General features: G+C 52.0%; 15 protein-coding genes. 10 read left to right on the top strand and 5 right to left on the bottom strand.

Annotation, left to right across the window (positions count from 1 at the left end):
- Positions 1-4: 4 nt before the first annotated feature.
- From IEX86_RS21005 to brnQ, 7 genes are all read left to right on the top strand, one after another.
- Positions 5-709 carry a succinate dehydrogenase iron-sulfur subunit gene (locus IEX86_RS21005; protein ID WP_010797804.1) on the top strand — a complete coding sequence of 235 codons (705 nt, stop codon included), beginning with the start codon at positions 5-7 and terminating at the stop codon, positions 707-709.
- 195 nt (positions 710-904) lie between these two features.
- On the top strand, positions 905-3,736 hold the full coding sequence (locus IEX86_RS21000) for a 2-oxoglutarate dehydrogenase E1 component (RefSeq protein ID WP_188868105.1): 2,832 nt from the start codon (positions 905-907) through the stop codon (positions 3,734-3,736).
- A 36-nt stretch (positions 3,737-3,772) separates the two neighbouring features.
- On the top strand, positions 3,773-4,996 hold the full coding sequence (gene odhB, locus IEX86_RS20995; RefSeq protein ID WP_188868104.1) for a 2-oxoglutarate dehydrogenase complex dihydrolipoyllysine-residue succinyltransferase: 1,224 nt from the start codon (positions 3,773-3,775) through the stop codon (positions 4,994-4,996).
- A 65-nt stretch (positions 4,997-5,061) separates the two neighbouring features.
- Positions 5,062-6,498: a dihydrolipoyl dehydrogenase gene (gene lpdA / locus IEX86_RS20990; RefSeq protein ID WP_188868103.1), complete on the top strand. Its 1,437-nt coding sequence runs from the start codon at positions 5,062-5,064 to the stop codon at positions 6,496-6,498.
- 151 nt (positions 6,499-6,649) lie between these two features.
- On the top strand, positions 6,650-7,816 hold the full coding sequence (gene sucC, locus IEX86_RS20985) for an ADP-forming succinate--CoA ligase subunit beta (protein WP_188868102.1): 1,167 nt from the start codon (positions 6,650-6,652) through the stop codon (positions 7,814-7,816).
- On the top strand, positions 7,816-8,703 hold the full coding sequence (gene sucD / locus IEX86_RS20980; RefSeq protein ID WP_188868101.1) for a succinate--CoA ligase subunit alpha: 888 nt from the start codon (positions 7,816-7,818) through the stop codon (positions 8,701-8,703). Before sucC ends, sucD begins: the two co-directional genes overlap by 1 nt.
- Before the next feature lie 314 nt (positions 8,704-9,017).
- Entirely contained in the window at positions 9,018-10,337 is a 1,320-nt protein-coding gene (brnQ, locus tag IEX86_RS20975; protein ID WP_188868100.1) for a branched-chain amino acid transport system II carrier protein, read from the top strand.
- A gap of 55 nt (positions 10,338-10,392) precedes the next feature.
- On the opposite strand, the gene IEX86_RS20970 is transcribed toward brnQ, so the two are convergent.
- Complete coding sequence (locus IEX86_RS20970; protein WP_188868099.1) at positions 10,393-10,677, bottom strand: hypothetical protein; 285 nt, start codon at positions 10,675-10,677, stop codon at positions 10,393-10,395.
- A gap of 278 nt (positions 10,678-10,955) precedes the next feature.
- Here IEX86_RS20970 and htpG point away from each other — a divergent pair, with 278 nt between their 5' ends.
- Both htpG and IEX86_RS20960 read left to right on the top strand, forming a co-directional pair.
- On the top strand, positions 10,956-12,854 hold the full coding sequence (gene htpG / locus IEX86_RS20965; protein ID WP_188868098.1) for a molecular chaperone HtpG: 1,899 nt from the start codon (positions 10,956-10,958) through the stop codon (positions 12,852-12,854).
- Positions 12,855-12,916: 62 nt separating this feature from the next.
- A complete protein-coding gene (locus IEX86_RS20960) occupies positions 12,917-13,651 on the top strand; it encodes a dienelactone hydrolase family protein (RefSeq protein WP_188868097.1) in 735 nt (244 codons plus the stop codon).
- Between the two features lie 91 nt (positions 13,652-13,742).
- On the opposite strand, the gene bfr is transcribed toward IEX86_RS20960, so the two are convergent.
- The 4 genes from bfr to pyrC all read right to left on the bottom strand — a co-directional run bounded on the left by bfr (position 13,743) and on the right by pyrC (position 16,467).
- Complete coding sequence (gene bfr / locus IEX86_RS20955) at positions 13,743-14,219, bottom strand: bacterioferritin (RefSeq protein WP_019365389.1); 477 nt, start codon at positions 14,217-14,219, stop codon at positions 13,743-13,745.
- A gap of 186 nt (positions 14,220-14,405) precedes the next feature.
- Positions 14,406-14,621, bottom strand: a complete 216-nt coding sequence (locus IEX86_RS20950) for a bacterioferritin-associated ferredoxin (protein ID WP_188868096.1) — start codon at positions 14,619-14,621, stop codon at positions 14,406-14,408.
- Positions 14,622-14,746: 125 nt separating this feature from the next.
- Positions 14,747-15,394 carry a ribonuclease T gene (rnt, locus tag IEX86_RS20945; protein ID WP_373290470.1) on the bottom strand — a complete coding sequence of 216 codons (648 nt, stop codon included), beginning with the start codon at positions 15,392-15,394 and terminating at the stop codon, positions 14,747-14,749.
- Positions 15,395-15,423: 29 nt separating this feature from the next.
- Positions 15,424-16,467, bottom strand: a complete 1,044-nt coding sequence (gene pyrC / locus IEX86_RS20940; RefSeq protein ID WP_188868126.1) for a dihydroorotase — start codon at positions 16,465-16,467, stop codon at positions 15,424-15,426.
- Between the two features lie 244 nt (positions 16,468-16,711).
- On the opposite strand from pyrC, the gene IEX86_RS20935 reads away from it, so the two are divergent.
- Positions 16,712-17,662, top strand: coding sequence for a flagellar protein MotY (locus IEX86_RS20935; RefSeq protein WP_188868094.1), 951 nt, complete (start codon positions 16,712-16,714; stop codon positions 17,660-17,662).
- Positions 17,663-17,678: the final 16 nt, after the last annotated feature.

Here is a 17,678-nt window from a genome sequence, read left to right as displayed (position 1 = left end):
CGTTATGTTGCAAGTCAGTGTTTACCGCTACAACCCTGAGAAGGATGAACTTCCTTTCATGCAGGAATTTCAGATCGAGACCGGTGGTAAGGATCTGATGGTTCTCGACATTCTGGCTCTGATCAAAGAGCAGGATGTTACATTCTCCTACCGTCGTTCTTGCCGTGAGGGCGTTTGCGGCTCCGATGGTATGAATATCAATGGTCAAAATGGCCTGGCATGCATTACACCGCTGTCGAGCGTTGTCAAAGGCAATAAGCTGGTTGTTCGGCCTTTGCCCGGCTTGCCTGTTATTCGTGACCTTGTTGTAGATATGAGCATCTTCTATAAGCAGTATGAGAAGGTTCAGCCCTATCTACAAAATGAGACGCCTGCACCTGCTATCGAGCGCCTACAAACGCCTGAAGAGCGCGAAAAGCTTGATGGTCTGTATGAGTGTATCCTGTGTGCATGCTGCTCTACGTCTTGCCCGTCCTTCTGGTGGAATCCTGACAAGTTCCTAGGCCCTGCAGCACTGTTGCAAGCCTATCGTTTCTTGGCAGACAGCCGTGATACACATACGCAGGAGCGCCTTGCTGCCATGGATGATCCCTTCAGTGTCTTCCGTTGCCGTTCTATCATGAACTGCGTAACGGTGTGCCCGAAGGGATTGAACCCAACGAAAGCAATCGGTCATGTTCGTAGCATGCTGCTCCAGAGCGGTACTTAATAGCGGTTTGCACCGGCAAAGGAACAGAATCCTTTGTCGGTGCTCTAAAGCGACCTGCAAGGCTTGGGCTCTGCTGGTTGATTGAATATATATTAGGGGCAACCGGGCTGGTGCCCGGACATCAATGAATGCTGTATTGCTTTCTGGCGCGCAGTATGACTCGATGGTGTTGTCCCTGACCGAGGGGTGACTTAAATGCACGAAAGCGTTATGCAGCGGATGTGGGAAAGCGCTCACCTATCAGGTGGGAATGCCTCCTATGTCGAAGAGCTCTATGAGCTCTATCTGCACGATCCCAATGCCGTTCCAGAGGAATGGCGCTCCTATTTCCAGAAGCTTCCTGCGGACGGTAATTTCTCCCCTGACGTATCGCACTCAGCGATTCGCGATCACTTTGTTCTCTTGGCAAAGAATCAACGTCGTGCTCAGCCTGTTTCAGCAGGTACAGTCAGTAGCGAGCATGAGAAAAAGCAAGTCGAAGTTTTGCGCCTTATTCAGGCCTATCGTATGCGCGGCCATCAGGCTGCAAGTCTGGATCCGCTGGGGTTATGGCAGCGCCAGGCGCCTGCCGATCTATCACTCAATCATTATGGATTGACTGAAGCAGATCTCGATACGACGTTCCGTACCGGCGAGTTGTACCTCGGTAAAGAAGAGGCAACTCTGCGGGAAATACGGGATGCTCTGCAAGAGACATATTGCCGCACTGTTGGCGCAGAGTTCATGCATATCGTGGATTCTGAAGAGCGTCGCTGGTTCCTCCAGCGTCTGGAGAGTGTTCGTGGGAGCCCCCAGTATTCTACTGAAGCCAAGACACATCTGCTTGAACGCCTAACGGCTGCAGAAGGGTTGGAAAAGTATCTGGGTACTAAGTATCCAGGCACTAAGCGCTTTGGTTTGGAGGGTGGAGAAAGTCTGATCCCCCTGATTGATGAGATCATTCAGCGCTCTGGATCTTACGGTGCTCAGGAAATCGTAATCGGTATGGCCCACCGTGGCCGCTTGAATGTACTGGTTAATACGCTTGGTAAGAACCCGCGCGATCTTTTTGATGAGTTCGAAGGTAAGAAAATCGTTGAGCTGGGCTCTGGCGATGTGAAATACCATCAGGGGTTTTCCTCTAACGTAATGACTGAAGGTGGAGAGGTTCACCTGGCGCTGGCTTTCAACCCATCTCATTTGGAGATCGTTTCTCCAGTGGTCGAAGGGTCGGTACGTGCGCGTCAAGATCGCCGTAGCGATAAGTCCGGCGATAAGGTGGTTCCGATCTCCATTCATGGTGACGCGGCATTCGCTGGCCAGGGTGTGGTAATGGAAACCCTGCAGATGTCCCAGACCCGGGCTTACAAGACCGGTGGTACGCTGCATATCATCATCAACAACCAGGTGGGCTTTACCACCAACCGCCAGGAAGACGCTCGTTCCACCGAGTATGCGACCGATGTTGCAAAAATGGTGCAGGCGCCTATCTTCCATGTGAATGGTGATGATCCAGAAGCGGTGCTCTTCGTGACACAGCTGGCCGTTGATTACCGTATGCACTTTAAGCGTGACGTGGTAATTGATCTCGTTTGCTACCGTCGCCGTGGTCACAACGAGGCTGACGAACCTAGCGGTACTCAGCCGCTGATGTATCAGCAAATTGCCAAGCAGCGTACAACGCGCGATCTCTATGCCGATTCGCTAGTACAGGCTGGGGTAATGAGCGCCGAGCAGGTGCAGGCTCAGTTCGAAAACTATCGCAGTGCACTGGACGAAGGTCGCCATGTGGTAGAAAGTCTGGTCAAAGAGCCTAACAAGGGCTTGTTTGTTGATTGGCGTCCTTATTTGGGCCATGCCTGGACGGCACGTCATGACACTCGCTTTGATCTAAAGACGCTGCAGGAGTTGTCCAACAAGTTGCTGCAACTGCCGGAAGGCCTGGTTGTGCAACGTCAAGTTGGCAAGATTCTGGAAGACCGTCAGAAGATGAGTGCCGGTGGGCTTCCAATCAACTGGGGCTACGCAGAGACCATGGCCTATGCAACGTTGTTGCATGAAGGTCATCCAGTGCGTATTACTGGTCAGGATGTTGGTCGCGGTACGTTCTCGCATCGTCATGCTGTTCTTCATAATCAGAAGGATGGTGTGCCGTACGTTCCGCTGCAGCACTTGAGTGAAGAGCAGCCAAGCTTTGAAATATATGACTCTTTGTTGTCTGAAGAGGCTGTGTTGGCCTTTGAGTATGGCTATGCCACTACTACGCCAAATGCCCTGGTTATCTGGGAAGCGCAGTTTGGTGACTTTGCCAACGGAGCTCAGGTTGTAGTCGACCAGTTTATTACCAGCGGCGAAATCAAGTGGGGCCGCCTCTGTGGCCTGACAATGCTGTTGCCTCACGGTTACGAAGGGCAAGGTCCTGAGCATTCGTCCGCTCGCTTGGAACGTTACCTGCAGCTATGTGCCGAGCAGAATATTCAGGTCTGCGTACCAACCACGCCAGCCCAGATCTATCATCTGCTTCGCCGTCAGGTTATTCGTCCACTGCGTAAGCCGCTCGTAGTTCTGACGCCTAAGTCGTTGCTGCGCCACAAGCTTGCCATTTCGACCCTGGAAGATTTGGCTGAAGGCTCTTTCCAGACGGTCATTCCGGAAATCGATGCAATCGATCCGCAGAAGGTAACGCGTCTGGTCATGTGTAGCGGCAAGGTCTATTACGACCTCCTGGATAAGCGTCGTACTGAAGGCCGTGAGGACACTGCGATCGTGCGCATCGAACAGCTCTATCCGTTCCCTGAGGATGACCTGACAGACGTCATGTCTGCCTATAGCAATCTAACGGATATCGTCTGGTGTCAGGAAGAGCCCATGAACCAGGGTGCTTGGTATTGCAGTCAGCATCATATGCGTCGTGTCATTTCAGCGCTTAAGCCTGAGATTGGCCTTAAGTACGCAGGACGTGATGCCTCCGCTGCACCGGCAGTTGGTTATGCTTCGATGCATGCCGAGCAGCAGGAAAAACTGCTGAACGATGCTTTTAATGGTTAACGCGCGCGCATAAAACGAATTAAGGAATCCAATAGAATGGCTATCGAGATCAAAGCCCCAACCTTTCCAGAGTCGGTTGCAGATGGCACCGTCGCTACATGGCACAAGAAGCCTGGTGAAGCAGTAAAGCGGGACGAACTGCTGGTAGATATCGAGACCGATAAGGTTGTTCTGGAAGTTGTGGCTCCCGCTGACGGTGTTTTGGCCGAGGTTCTGAAAAACGAAGGCGACACTGTACTGAGCGAAGAAGTCATCGCACGCGTTGAAGAGGGCGCTGCAGCTGCTGCGCCGGCTGCCAGCGCTCCGGCAGCTACTCCGTCCGCTGCACCTGCTGCCGCAGCTCAGGATGAAGAAGATCCAATTCTGGCACCAGCTGCTCGTAAGCTGGCAGAAGAGAACGGTCTGGATCCGGCTAGTATCAAGGGCACGGGTAAGGGCGGGCGCGTAACCAAGGAGGATGCCGTAGCCGCTATCGAAGCCAAGAAGTCTGCTTCTTCCGCGCCGGCAGCCAAGCCCGCTACAGCGGCAGCGCCGACCCAGGCCTTCGCAGCAGGCGATCGCGTTGAAAAGCGTGTGCCGATGACTCGCTTGCGTGCCAAGGTAGCTGAGCGTCTGGTTGAAGCTCAATCCAGCATGGCCATGTTGACTACGTTCAACGAAGTGAATATGAAGCCGATCATGGACCTGCGCTCAAAGTACAAGGACATGTTTGAGAAGAAGCACAACGGCGTACGCCTGGGCTTCATGTCCTTCTTTGTCAAGGCTGCGACCGAGGCGCTGAAGCGTCAGCCAGGCGTCAATGCCTCCATCGACGGTGGCGATATCGTTTACCACGGTTACCAGGATATTGGTGTAGCGGTTTCCAGCGATCGTGGTCTGGTTGTTCCCGTGTTGCGCAATGCCGAGCTTATGAGCCTGGCTGAAATCGAAGGCACTATTTCTGATTTCGGCAAGAAAGCCAAAGCTGGCAAGTTGACGATGGAAGATATGCAGGGCGGTACGTTCACCATTTCCAATGGTGGGGTTTTCGGCTCGCTGCTATCTACGCCAATTGTTAACCCGCCACAGACTGCCATTCTCGGTATGCATAAGATCCAGGAGCGGCCTATGGCTGTGAATGGCCAGGTTGTCATCCTGCCGATGATGTATCTTGCTCTTTCCTATGATCATCGCCTGATCGATGGCAAAGAGGCCGTGACGTTCTTGGTGACCATGAAGGACCTGCTGGAAGACCCGGCCCGTCTGCTGCTGGACATCTAATCTAGTCCATATATAGAGACGGCTTCGCAAGAAGCCGTCCGGTTTATCGAAATAGGATGAAACTTATGAGCGAAAAATTCGACGTAGTCGTGATCGGTGCCGGCCCTGGCGGCTATGTGGCTGCCATTCGCGCTGCGCAGCTCGGCCTGAAGACTGCCTGTATCGAACGATACAAGGGTAAGGAAGGCAAGGTCTCTCTGGGTGGTACCTGCTTGAACGTAGGTTGCATTCCTTCTAAGGCGCTGCTGGATAGCTCTTACAAGTTTCACGAAGCTCATGAAGGCTTCAAGGTTCATGGTATCGATGCACCCAACGTGACTATTGATGTGCCTGCAATGATCGGTCGTAAAGATCAGATTGTTAAGAACCTGACTGGTGGTATCGGCACGCTATTCAAGGCCAACGGTGTAACGCTGCTGGAAGGCCATGGCAAGCTGTTGGCCAACAAGCAAGTTGAGGTGACGGGTCTGGATGGTCAGACTCAGATTGTCGAGGCTACAAACGTTATCCTGGCTTCAGGCTCGCGTCCAATTGAAATTCCTCCGGCTCCGCTTGTTGAGGGCATCGTTGTTGATTCCACGGGTGCACTTGACTTCACTGAAGTTCCAAAGCGCTTGGGTGTTATTGGCGCTGGAGTTATCGGTTTAGAGCTGGGTTCTGTATGGGCTCGCCTGGGCGCCGAAGTGACTGTATTGGAAGCCCTGGACAAGTTCCTGCCGGCTGCCGATGAGCAGATCGCGAAGGAAGGCCTCAAAATTATGACCAAGCAGGGCCTGAACGTTCGTCTAGGGACTCGCGTAACAGGTTCGGAAGTCAACGGTAACGAAGTAACTGTAACGTTTACTGATTCTACTGGTGAGCAGAAGCAGACCTTCGATAAGTTGATCGTAGCGGTAGGCCGTCGCCCCGTAACTACCGATCTGCTGGCATCTGATTGCGGCGTAGAAAGCGATGAGCGCGGATATATCTACGTTGATGACTATTGCGCTACCAGCGTGCCGGGCGTTTATGCCATTGGTGACTGCGTGCGTGGTCTGATGCTGGCTCACAAGGCTTCCGAGGAAGGCGTTATGGTGGCCGAACGTATCGCTGGTCACAAGGCTCAGATGAACTATGATCTGATTCCTTCGGTTATCTACACCCATCCGGAAATGGCATGGGTTGGTAAAACTGAACAGGCTTTGAAGGCTGAAGGCGTTGAAGTGAACGTTGGAACCTTCCCGTTTGCTGCAAGCGGCCGAGCCATGGCAGCAAATGATACGGCTGGTTTGGTAAAAGTAATTGCTGATGCCAAAACTGATCGTGTGCTAGGTGTCCATATTATTGGCCCAAGTGCAGCGGATCTGGTTCAACAGGGCGCCATTGCCATGGAATTCGGTACTAGTGCCGAGGACCTGGGTATGATGGTGTTCTCGCACCCGACACTGTCTGAAGCGCTGCATGAAGCGGCCCTGGCCGTGAATGGTCATGCCATTCATATTGCCAACCGCAAGAAGCGTTAAGACGGTAGACCAACGGTGAGCAGCCCGCCGCTACTCCAGGGGAGGGCCGCAGGAACGCTCACCGGACTGCCAGAGGGCAGTTACAGGTGGCGCGGCGCCAATGAGCGCAGCGCCGAAAATGCGCAATACCTAACGAAGACGGTAGATAAGCATGAATCTCCACGAGTATCAGGGTAAGCAGCTGTTCGCTGAGTACGGCCTGCCTGTATCCAAGGGCTTCGCTGTAGACACCCCCGAAGAAGCGGCGGAAGCCTGCGACAAAATCGGCGGCAGCGAATGGGTCGTTAAAGCACAAGTTCATGCGGGTGGCCGTGGTAAAGCCGGCGGTGTGAAGCTGGTCAAGAGCCGTGAAGACGCCAAGGCGTTTGCTCAAAACTGGCTAGGTAAGAATCTGGTAACGTATCAGACTGATGCCAACGGCCAGCCAGTTAGCAAGATCCTGGTTGAGTCCTGCACGGACATCGATAAGGAATTGTATCTCGGTGCGGTCGTTGACCGTTCTAGCCGCCGTATCGTTTTCATGGCTTCCACCGAAGGTGGCGTAGACATTGAAAAAGTTGCGCACGACACGCCTGAAAAGATTCTGAAGGCGACCATTGATCCTCTGGTAGGCGCTCAGCCTTATCAAGGCCGCGAGCTGGCTTTCCAGCTTGGCCTGACCGGTAATCAAATCAAGCAGTTCACCCAGATCTTTGTTGGTCTGGCCAAGTTGTTCCAGGACTATGACCTGGCACTCCTGGAAGTGAACCCGCTGGTCATCAAGAAAGACGGTGATCTGCACTGCCTGGACGCCAAGATCAACATCGACAGCAATGCCATGTATCGTCAGCCCAAGCTGCGTGCAATGCATGATCCTTCCCAGGATGACGCGCGTGAAGCTCATGCGCAGAAGTGGGAGCTGAACTATGTTGCGCTTGAAGGCAATATCGGCTGCATGGTGAATGGCGCGGGTCTGGCCATGGGCACCATGGATATCGTCAACCTGCATGGCGGCAAGCCGGCTAACTTCCTGGACGTAGGTGGTGGCGCGACTAAAGAGCGCGTGACCGAAGCGTTCAAGATCATCCTGTCCGACAACAACGTCAAAGCCGTGCTGGTTAATATCTTTGGCGGTATCGTTCGTTGCGACATGATTGCAGAAGGCATCATCGGCGCGGTGAAAGAGGTAGGCGTTAAAGTTCCTGTCGTTGTGCGCCTGGAAGGCAACAACGCAGAACTGGGTGCCAAGGTCCTGGCCGAAAGCGGTCTGAATATCATCGCGGCAACTAGCCTGACCGACGCTGCCCAGCAGGTCGTCAAGGCCGCGGAGGGTAAGTAATGAGCGTCCTGATTAATAAAGACACCAAAGTTATCTGCCAGGGCTTTACCGGTAGCCAGGGTACTTTCCACTCTGAACAAGCTATTGCCTACGGCACCAAGATGGTCGGTGGTGTAACACCTGGCAAAGGTGGTACTACTCACTTGGGCCTGCCCGTTTTCAATACGGTCAAGGAGGCGGTAGAGGCGACAGGTGCTGAGGCTTCAGTCATCTATGTCCCGGCTCCTTTTTGTAAAGACTCCATCCTTGAAGCCGCATTGGGCGGTATCAAGCTGATCGTTTGCATTACCGAAGGTATCCCGACGCTGGATATGCTGGATGCCAAGGTCAAGTGTGATGAGCTAGGCGTACGTCTGATTGGCCCGAACTGCCCAGGCGTCATTACACCCGGCGAGTGCAAGATCGGTATCATGCCTGGTCACATTCATCAGCCGGGCAAGGTTGGTATCGTTTCCCGTTCCGGTACCCTAACGTACGAAGCGGTCAAGCAGACTACTGACGCAGGCTTTGGTCAGTCCACGTGTGTGGGCATCGGTGGCGATCCGATTCCAGGTTCCAACTTCATCGATATCCTGAAGCTGTTCCAGGAAGATCCTCAGACTGAAGCGATTGTCATGATCGGCGAAATCGGCGGTTCTGCTGAAGAAGAGGCTGCAGCCTTTATCAAGGAAAACGTGACTAAGCCTGTCGTATCCTACATTGCCGGTGTGACTGCACCTCCTGGCAAGCGCATGGGTCATGCGGGCGCGATCATCTCTGGCGGTAAAGGTACTGCTGACGAGAAGTTTGCAGCACTGCAGGATGCAGGCGTTAAGACTGTACGTTCCCTGGCGGATATTGGTAAGGCCTTGGCCGAACTGACCGGTTGGGAAGTCAAGAAGGCGTAAGCTTTATCTTGATTTAAAGGCCACCTTTTAAGGTGGCCTTTTTTATGGGCGCGATAAATATTTTAGCCATGTAAACCTATAGCGGATCGGCAATACTGTATTCAGTAGCCCAATTTCGGCTCGTTTAATCGGCGTACAGGACGTTTTTGCTGCCTTTGGCTGCAGATTTCGTTAGGATGTGCACCCTTCATAGCGACCATCTCCAAAAGAGGTATGGTAGCCATTAGTGGTCCGCTTTAGCCAAGTGGGCGTCGTTCCTAATAAGCAACGGGAACCCTTCGCGATCAATCTGTCTGAATCCGGTATTCCCTGAAATGAAATCTTTGAAAGGCCAGGATATCCTGGCACTTGGCTTTATGACTTTCGCTCTCTTTGTGGGAGCGGGTAACATTATTTTCCCACCTATCGTAGGTTTGCAGGCTGGCCCCCATGTCTGGGCTGCTGCTATTGGCTTCCTCATTACAGCAGTAGGCTTGCCTGTGTTAACAGTCGTCGCCTTGGCCCGTGTAGGCGGAGCCATGAACGCGCTAAGCTCTCCAATCGGTCGGGTAGCTGGTGGTTTGCTGGCAGCGGTCTGCTATCTGTCAGTCGGCCCGTTGTTTGCTACTCCGCGTACTGCAACTGTTTCGTTTGAAGTTGGACTTGCTCCACTTACAGGCGGTGGAGCATTGCCACTATTTCTTTATAGCCTCGTCTATTTCTGCGTTGTACTGGTAGTGTCACTGTATCCAGGACGATTGCTGGATACAGTCGGACGCTTCCTGGCACCGCTTAAAATTCTGGCGCTGGCTATTCTGGGCGCGGCAGCGTTTCTATGGCCGGCAGGCGGGACGGGCGAATCTGTCAAGGCCTATCAGGCACAGGCGTTTTCTCAAGGGTTCGTCAATGGTTATTTGACCATGGATACGCTGGGCGCTTTGGTCTTTGGCATTGTGATCGTAAATGCGATCAAAGCCCGTGGCATTGAATCATCGACCCTGATTACGCGTTACGCTGTAATTGCGGGTTTGATTGCGGGCGTAGGACTTGCCTTGGTTTATGTCAGTCTGTTCCAGTTAGGCTCTACCAGTCACTCATTGGTGCCCACCGCTACTAATGGTGCAGAGGTGCTACATGCTTATGTTCAGCATACCTTTGGCGAGCCAGGGAGTATTTTTCTGGCCTGCTTGATCTCTCTTGCTTGTCTGGTCACGGCTGTTGGTCTGACCTGCGCCTGTGCAGAATATTTTAGCGAAGCCCTGCATTTACCTTATAAGGTTCTGGTTGTTGCCTTGGCGCTCTTCTCTCTGCTTGTTTCGAATCTGGGTTTGACTCATCTGATCCAGATATCGGTACCTGTGCTGACGGCTATTTACCCGCCCTGTATTGTCCTGGTCGTGCTGAGCTTCTGCTCTAGGCTTTGGCATTCATCCACACGTGTTGTGGCACCAGTCATGCTCATCGCGTTCCTGTTCGGGGTTGTGGATGGCATAAAGGCTGCTGGTTTTGAAGTCAGTTGGATCAATTGGCTAGAAGCCAAACTTCCGCTTGTAGATCAAGGGTTGGCTTGGTTGATCCCATCGCTTGTAATTGGCGTACTTGCTACTCTTTGGGATAGACAACAGGGTCAGCCTCAGGCCATACGAGCTTCATAAGAGCTTTGTGTTGGCAATAAAAAAGCCCGCTATTGCGGGCTTTTTTATTATCAGCTTACTGCTGTTTGGTATTCGGATCACCGCCTTGCAGAGGCTGATCCGGATTTCCCTGTGGGGAGCTGTTAGTGGCGGTATCTTGAGCTTCTTTAGCTTGTTCTTGAGCAGCTTCAGTGCGTTCCTGAGCAGCCTGATTGCTTTCTTTGGCTGCTTCATTCATGTGTTCTTGAGCTTTCTGCTCGGATTGCTGTGCGTCTTGAGCCTTTTCTTCGGAAGGCTTATCGCAGGCAGCTAAGCCAAGGGCTGCAGCGAGCAGCAGGGCATAAGCGAAAGGTTTTTGCATGGTCTTCTCCTTGTTTAATTCACGGCAGCACTTCGAGCATACGTATACAGCGAAGTTCCACGTCGACCTTTGTAGCGTCTATGACGGTGTGCGCACCTGACGGGCACGGCTGCCAGGCCTATTGGCAGCGATCATGACCAAGTAGTTCCTGACGTTTAAATAAATACGTCATATATGAGACCTGTAATCTGTTTCGGGTTGAAAAATAAGGACTTGCCCCCATTTTTGCGTCCATCACCGCTATCGCGGCTCAACCGTCATCTGTGGAGTTCGTAACCATGAGTGTGGAGACTCAGAAAGAAACATTAGGTTTTCAGACTGAAGTGAAGCAGCTGCTTCATCTCATGATTCATTCTCTGTATTCCAATAAGGAAATTTTCCTTCGAGAGCTGGTTTCCAACGCATCCGATGCAGCGGACAAGCTTCGTTTTGAAGCCTTGGCCAAGCCTGAGCTCCTTGAGGGTGGCGACGCGCTCAAGATTCGTATCAGCTACGACAAAGACGCCCGTACCGTCACGATTGAGGACAATGGCATTGGCATGAGCCGTGAAGATGTCATTACGCATCTGGGCACGATTGCCAAGTCAGGTACAGCTGATTTTCTTAAGAACCTGTCGGGCGACCAACGCAAGGATTCTCATCTGATCGGCCAGTTCGGGGTTGGCTTTTATAGCGCCTTTATCGTCGCAGACAAGGTAGAAGTCCTTACGCGTCGTGCTGGACAGCCTACCGGGGAAGGCGTTTATTGGAGTTCGAAAGGTGAGGGCGAATTCGATGTTGCGACTATTGAGAAGCCTGAGCGCGGCACCCGCATTGTTCTTCATCTGAAGGCAGGTGAAGAAGAATTTGCCGATGGTTGGCGGCTACGTAACATTATCAAGAAGTACTCTGATCATATTGCTCTGCCGATTGAGCTACCAAAAGAGCAGCATGGAGAGGAAGCACCTGCGGAGCAGGAGTGGGAAACGGTCAATCGTGCGAGCGCGCTGTGGACACGACCACGCACTGAAGTCAAGGAAGAGGAATATCAGGAGTTTTATAAGCACGTCTCTCATGATTTCGAAAATCCTCTGACCTGGAGTCATAACAAGGTAGAGGGCAAGCTTGAATACACCTCGCTGCTTTACGTGCCTGCACGTGCGCCGTTTGATCTGTATCAGCGTGAAGCACCACGCGGGCTGAAACTCTACGTGCAGCGCGTCTTCATTATGGATCAGGCTGATGAGTTCCTGCCTCTCTATCTGCGCTTTATCAAGGGTGTAGTGGATTCCAATGATCTCTCGCTTAACGTGTCTCGTGAAATTCTCCAAAAGGATCCAGTGATTGACTCCATGAAGTCAGCGCTGAGCAAGCGGGTCCTGGATATGTTGGAGAAGTTGGCCAAGAGCGAGCCGGAACAATATAAGCAGTTCTGGAGTGCGTTCGGGCAGGTTCTTAAAGAAGGCCCTGCAGAAGACTTTGCCAATCGTGAAAAGATTGCAGGTTTGCTGCGTTTTGCTTCGACTCAGGGCGATGCGGGTGAGCAGGATGTTGCACTTGCCGATTATATCGGCCGCATGAAGGAAGGGCAGGACAAGATCTATTACCTGACCGGTGAAAGCTACAATCAAGTCAAGAACAGTCCACACCTCGAAGTATTCCGTAAGAAGGGCATTGAAGTTCTTTTGTTGACTGATCGTATCGATGAATGGCTGATGAGCTATCTCACCGAGTTCGATGGTAAAGCATTCATCGATGTTGCTCGTGGCGATCTGGATCTGGGCAAGCTTGACTCTGAAGAGGATAAGAAAGCTCAAGAGGAGATAGCCAAGACGAAAGAGGATCTTGTTGGTCGCATTAAGAAAGCGCTGGAGAGCGAGGTCAGTGAGGTCCGGGTATCTCATCGCCTGACGGATTCCCCAGCAATTCTTGCGATTGGAGAGCAGGACTTAGGGCTACAGATGCGTCGTATTCTTGAGGCGAGCGGGCAAAAAGCCCCTGAATCCAAGCCTATCTTCGAGATTAATCCACAGCATCCGCTAATTGAAAAACTGGACATGGAGCAGGACGAAGATCGTTTCGTGGATTTGGCTCATGTTCTGTTCGACCAGGCGGCTCTGGCTGCGGGTGATAGTCTTAAAGATCCGGCTGCCTATGTGCGCCGTCTCAATAAGCTTCTGGTAGAGCTTTCTGCCTAATGCACTTAAAAAGCCCGCTTCTGGCGGGCTTTCTTTTAAACCCAACGATGAAGAGGTAACCCATGGCCGAGATGACGGTTAAGGCAATCCAGTATGAAATCGATGGACAGCCGTTCGAGGGACAACTGGTATACGGCGCTAATCAGAGTCAAAAGCGGCCAGCAGTACTGCTTTCGCCTAATTGGATGGGCGTATCGCAGGGGGCAATCGATTTAACCAAGCGTCTTGCGAGCGAAGATGGATTGGTTTATTTCATCGTGGACTTTTATGGGCAGAGCGTGCGTCCCAGCAATGCAGATGAAGCATTGGCGGCCATGATGCCTATTCGTAATGATAGAGCTTTACTGCGTAAGCGTTTGCAGGCTGCTTATCAGGCACTTGTTGCGCAAGCGGACGATGTTGCCATAGATACTAGGCAGATTGCTGCTATTGGTTTCTGCTTCGGTGGCTGTGCGGCGCTTGAGCTGGCGCGCGATGGTGCGGAGCTTTCTGCTGTCGTCACCTTCCATGCGAACCTGGATACGCCAAATCCTGCAGATGCCAGCAACATCAAAGCGCCTGTTCTAGTCTTGCATGGTGCTGCTGATCCGCTAGTGCCCAGCGAGCAAATTTCTGCCTTTGAAGCCGAAATGACCGACGCTAATGTCGATTGGCAGGTTGTCAGTTACGGTAACGCTGTTCATTCCTTTACTGATCCTGAAGCTAATAACCCAGGTAAGCAGCAATATAATCCTACCGTTGCTAAGCGTGCCTTCCTGGCTATGCACAATCTGTTTGATGAAGTTATGCCGCGCTGAGTGATAGCGTACAAGAGAGGGTGTATTTATTTCTCTTGCCGCGTTTATAAAAAAGCCCGTCAATTAGGCGGGCTTTTTTCATCATGGCTATTCAGTCATCATCATGCATATTGGACTGCAGGTAGTTTTCAATACCTACCTTGTCAATCAGACCCAATTGAGTTTCCAGCCAGTCAATATGCTCTTCTTCCGACTCCAGGATATCTTTGAGCATGTCACGACTGACATAGTCCCGGACACTCTCACAATACACGATGGCATCTCGTAGATCGGCAACCGCTGCGATTTCAAGGCGCAAATCACACTCAAGCATTTCCTTGGTATTTTCACCAATCATCAGTTTGCCCAGATCCTGAAGATTAGGAAGACCTTCAAGGAAAAGGATTCGCTCGATCAAACGATCCGCATGCTTCATCTCATCAATGGACTCATGATATTCGTGGTGCCCAAGTTTTTTCAGGCCCCAGTCGTTATACATGCGTGAGTGGAGGAAATACTGATTGATGGCAACAAGCTCGTTTCCAAGTATCTTGTTGAGATGCTGAATGACTTTAATGTCGCCTTTCATGACGGCTCCGCCCAAGGATTATGTAGCACAAGTCTGGGCGTGAAGTAGAACCTTGTCAAACGTAAGTTATTGAATTGATTATGAAAAACATCTGCTAATAACAAGCTTTCGCAGTTGATTCGTAACCCGCTGATTTCTAGGCATAAAAAAACCGGGCTAAATGCCCGGTTCTTGAAATTATGCCAATCAGGCCTGGGATAATCCCGCAGGATAAGCCAGGCTTTGAGCGGCTTGAAGCTCGCCAAGGGTCTCCCTAACCACAGTTTTAGCCAGACAGGCGCATTTACCGCACTGTGTGCCTACTCCTGTGCACTCCCTTACTTCCCGATAACTACAGCATCCCTCATAGATAGCTTCACGGATTTGTTTGTCGGTGACACCTCGGCACAAACATACATACATGGCGATTCGTCTACGGCTAAAAAGGTATATCGGCAGACTAATCGTAGTGAGAATGATTGTCAAAGCGTTCTGGGAGGAGATTGTTCCTAACCTGCTGAGCGGCACGTCGGCCGCTCATGACGAGTTTATTCAGGATCCATCCAGCCGCCTAGCTCACGCCAGCGATTAACGATGCCGCAGAATAGATCAGCTGTTTTCTCAGTATCGTACCGAGCGGAATGTGCTTCCCGGTTATCGAACTCAATTCCGGCGCTTTGGCACGCCTTGGCCAGTACCGTTTGACCATAGGCCAGGCCGGCCAATGTGGCTGTATCAAAGCTTGAGAAAGGATGGAAAGGGTTGCGCTTAATGCCGCAGCGCAGGACGGCAGCGTTGAGAAACGCAAGGTCAAAGCTACTGTTGTGGCCTACTAGTATCGCTCGCTTGCAACCATTGGCTTTTAAGGACTTACGCACACCTCGAAAGATTTCTGTAAGCGCGTGCTCTTCTTTAACAGCCATTCTCAACGGGTGATCAAGTTTGATCCCAGTAAACTCGAGTGCTGCGGGTTCTACATTGGCACCCTCGAAAGGCTCGACCCGGAAGAAATGAGTGTGCTCGGGAAAGAGGAAGCCTTTTTCATCCATACCAATGATGGTTGCAGCTATTTCCAGCAACGCATCAGTAGCGGCATTAAAGCCCCCGGTTTCAACGTCTATAACAACAGGCAAATAGCCACGAAAGCGACGTGCCATTGGTACACGTGAGTCGGACATTGGAGCGGAGTTTTCCATTTCTTCCGCGAACAGTTCTTCATCATCACTCATGCAGAGGTCTCCAGACGCCAACGCAACGTTTCTCCGGCACGCAGCGGCACAACTTCAAAATCGCCAAAAGGCAGTGTAGTAGGTGCTTTCCATTCTTCCCGCACCAGCGTTACTGTATCGGTATTGTGCGGTAGACCGTAAAAGTCAGCGCCAAACAGGCTGGCGAAGCCTTCAAGTTTGTCCAGAGCACTGCGGCTCTCGAAGGCTTCAGCATAGAGCTCAAGTGCAGCATAGGCGGTGTAACATCCAGCGCAGCCGCAGGCAGACTCTTTTGCATGCTTGGGATGGGGCGCCGAGTCAGTGCCTAGAAAAAACTTTGAGTTTCCACTGACGGCTGCGTCCAGTAGTGCTTCCTGATGCGTATTGCGCTTAAGGATAGGCAAGCAGAAGAAATGCGGACGGATACCGCCTACTAACATATGGTTGCGGTTGTAGAGCAAGTGATGTGCCGTGATGGTAGCGGCTACATTGTCTGCCGCATCGCGTACAAATTGTGCAGCATCGCCTGTCGTTATGTGCTCGAGCACTACGCGAAGGGTAGGGAAGCGTTTGACAATAACGCTCAGCTGCTCATCAATAAAGCGCTTTTCCCGATCAAATATATCCACTTCCGAACGTGTTACTTCACCATGTACCAGCAATGGCAAATCGACCTCTGCCATTGTCTCAAGTACCGGAAAGACATTCTCAAGCGCGGTAACACCTGAGTCAGAGTTCGTGGTAGCTCCCGCAGGATAAAGCTTGACGGCATGTACCAAGCCGCTCTCTTTAGCCGTACGGATCTCATCTTTTGTCGTACGGTCCGTCAGGTAAAGTACCATCAGCGGTTCAAATCGACTGGCGGCCGGGCGGGCAGCCAGAATGCGCTCGCGGTAAGCAGCAGCTTGTTCTGCATTGCGCACCGGCGGTACCAGGTTGGGCATGATGATGGCGCGGCCAAAAGTGCGTGCAACATCGGCTACGGTTTGACTCAGGGCCGCACCATCACGAAGGTGTATATGCCAGTCGTCGGGACGGCGAAGCGTTATCCGGTCGGACATGCTGATTTCCAGGCGAATAAATGTAATAGGAATGCTACCGGAAAAGGTGGGCTCGGGCACGTCGCCTAGCCTAGAAGTATTCCAGAATAGCCAAGCGATCAGCTGCAACGGGCGTAATTGCTTACGAAGAGGGGCGTCCAGAGAATGCTGATGTGCTGCGCAAGTGCTGATTGAATTCAAGTTTTCAGGGTAATTAACCGATATCACGAAGGTATGATTCTTCTATTGGACTCGGAGCCTCCCTGTGCGCCTTCGTTACTTGACCCTTCTACCGCTCTTGGCCAGCCTGCCGGCAATGGGCATCACATTCCAGGACCGTATTGAAAAAGCGGGATGGAAAGTGGAGGGCGACCAGTTTGAGTGCCGGCTTTCCCAAGACGTACCACGCTTTGGCACGGGCGAGTTTGTTCGTCGCGCCGGAGAGCAACCTGTTTTCAGGCTTAAAACGTCTGAAAACTGGCTTTCCCATGGATCTGCAACCCTGTTGGCTGCCGCTACACCATGGCAGCCAGGCCGTGGCGATGAATCGCTGGGGTCTGTCAGAATTCAAGGCGGGGCTACTCCGCTCAATACGAGCGAGAGCCAGGGACGACGTTTGTTGACCGGGTTGATGGAGGGACGTAGTCCGTTGGTTAAAGCCCGCAGTCGTAACGGCGATCCGCTTGAGGTTCGTATTTTGCCTGCCAAGTTTGAGTCGGCGTATCAGAATTTCCAGTTGTGTGCTGCCAAGCTTTTGCCAGTCAACTTTGATCAGATTCGTCATTCCATGGTTGGCTTTCCCAAGGGGGGAAGTGACCTGGATGAGGTGGCGCGTAACAAGCTGGACATTATTCTTCAGTATCTGAAAGCCGATCCCACCGTCAATCATGTGGTGATTTCCGGGTTTACGGATAATTCTGGTAATCGACTGGATAACCGCCAGGAGTCGCGCTTACGCGCTATGGCTGTCATGCAGTATCTAAAAGCCAGCGGTGTGCCTGAAGAGCAGATGGAAATTCGCTTCTTTGGCGAACAGTATCCTTTGGTTGCCAATAACAGCAAGGCAAACCGAGCCAAGAATCGACGGGTTTCAATGGTTTTTACTCGTGAACCTGTGGCTGCTGAGCCCAAGTCTGAGTCTTCTACAGACGCTCCGGCTGAAGCGCCTGCCGCTATACCGGCAACAGCTTCACAGGGAGGCAAACCTAGCAGTTAAGTGCGTACCGGGTGTC

This window comes from Pseudomonas asuensis, from assembly GCF_014646755.1.
GTDB classification, from domain to species: Bacteria; Pseudomonadota; Gammaproteobacteria; order Pseudomonadales; family Pseudomonadaceae; genus Chryseomonas; species Chryseomonas asuensis.
The sequence above is the reverse complement of the archived record's forward strand: the minus strand, read 5'-3'. Positions and strand labels throughout refer to the sequence as shown.

What these genes read in the sequence shown, in the direction of transcription:
- IEX86_RS21005 (WP_010797804.1), top strand. Translation starts at nt 5, where the DNA reads ATGTTGCAAGTCAGTGTTTACCGCTACAACCCTGAGAAGGATGAACTT.
- IEX86_RS21000 (WP_188868105.1), top strand. Translation starts at nt 905, where the DNA reads ATGCACGAAAGCGTTATGCAGCGGATGTGGGAAAGCGCTCACCTATCA.
- odhB (WP_188868104.1), top strand. Translation starts at nt 3,773, where the DNA reads ATGGCTATCGAGATCAAAGCCCCAACCTTTCCAGAGTCGGTTGCAGAT.
- lpdA (WP_188868103.1), top strand. Translation starts at nt 5,062, where the DNA reads ATGAGCGAAAAATTCGACGTAGTCGTGATCGGTGCCGGCCCTGGCGGC.
- sucC (WP_188868102.1), top strand. Translation starts at nt 6,650, where the DNA reads ATGAATCTCCACGAGTATCAGGGTAAGCAGCTGTTCGCTGAGTACGGC.
- sucD (WP_188868101.1), top strand. Translation starts at nt 7,816, where the DNA reads ATGAGCGTCCTGATTAATAAAGACACCAAAGTTATCTGCCAGGGCTTT.
- brnQ (WP_188868100.1), top strand. Translation starts at nt 9,018, where the DNA reads ATGAAATCTTTGAAAGGCCAGGATATCCTGGCACTTGGCTTTATGACT.
- IEX86_RS20970 (WP_188868099.1), bottom strand. Translation starts at nt 10,677, where the DNA reads ATGCAAAAACCTTTCGCTTATGCCCTGCTGCTCGCTGCAGCCCTTGGC.
- htpG (WP_188868098.1), top strand. Translation starts at nt 10,956, where the DNA reads ATGAGTGTGGAGACTCAGAAAGAAACATTAGGTTTTCAGACTGAAGTG.
- IEX86_RS20960 (WP_188868097.1), top strand. Translation starts at nt 12,917, where the DNA reads ATGGCCGAGATGACGGTTAAGGCAATCCAGTATGAAATCGATGGACAG.
- bfr (WP_019365389.1), bottom strand. Translation starts at nt 14,219, where the DNA reads ATGAAAGGCGACATTAAAGTCATTCAGCATCTCAACAAGATACTTGGA.
- IEX86_RS20950 (WP_188868096.1), bottom strand. Translation starts at nt 14,621, where the DNA reads ATGTATGTATGTTTGTGCCGAGGTGTCACCGACAAACAAATCCGTGAA.
- rnt (WP_373290470.1), bottom strand. Translation starts at nt 15,394, where the DNA reads ATGGAAAACTCCGCTCCAATGTCCGACTCACGTGTACCAATGGCACGT.
- pyrC (WP_188868126.1), bottom strand. Translation starts at nt 16,467, where the DNA reads ATGTCCGACCGGATAACGCTTCGCCGTCCCGACGACTGGCATATACAC.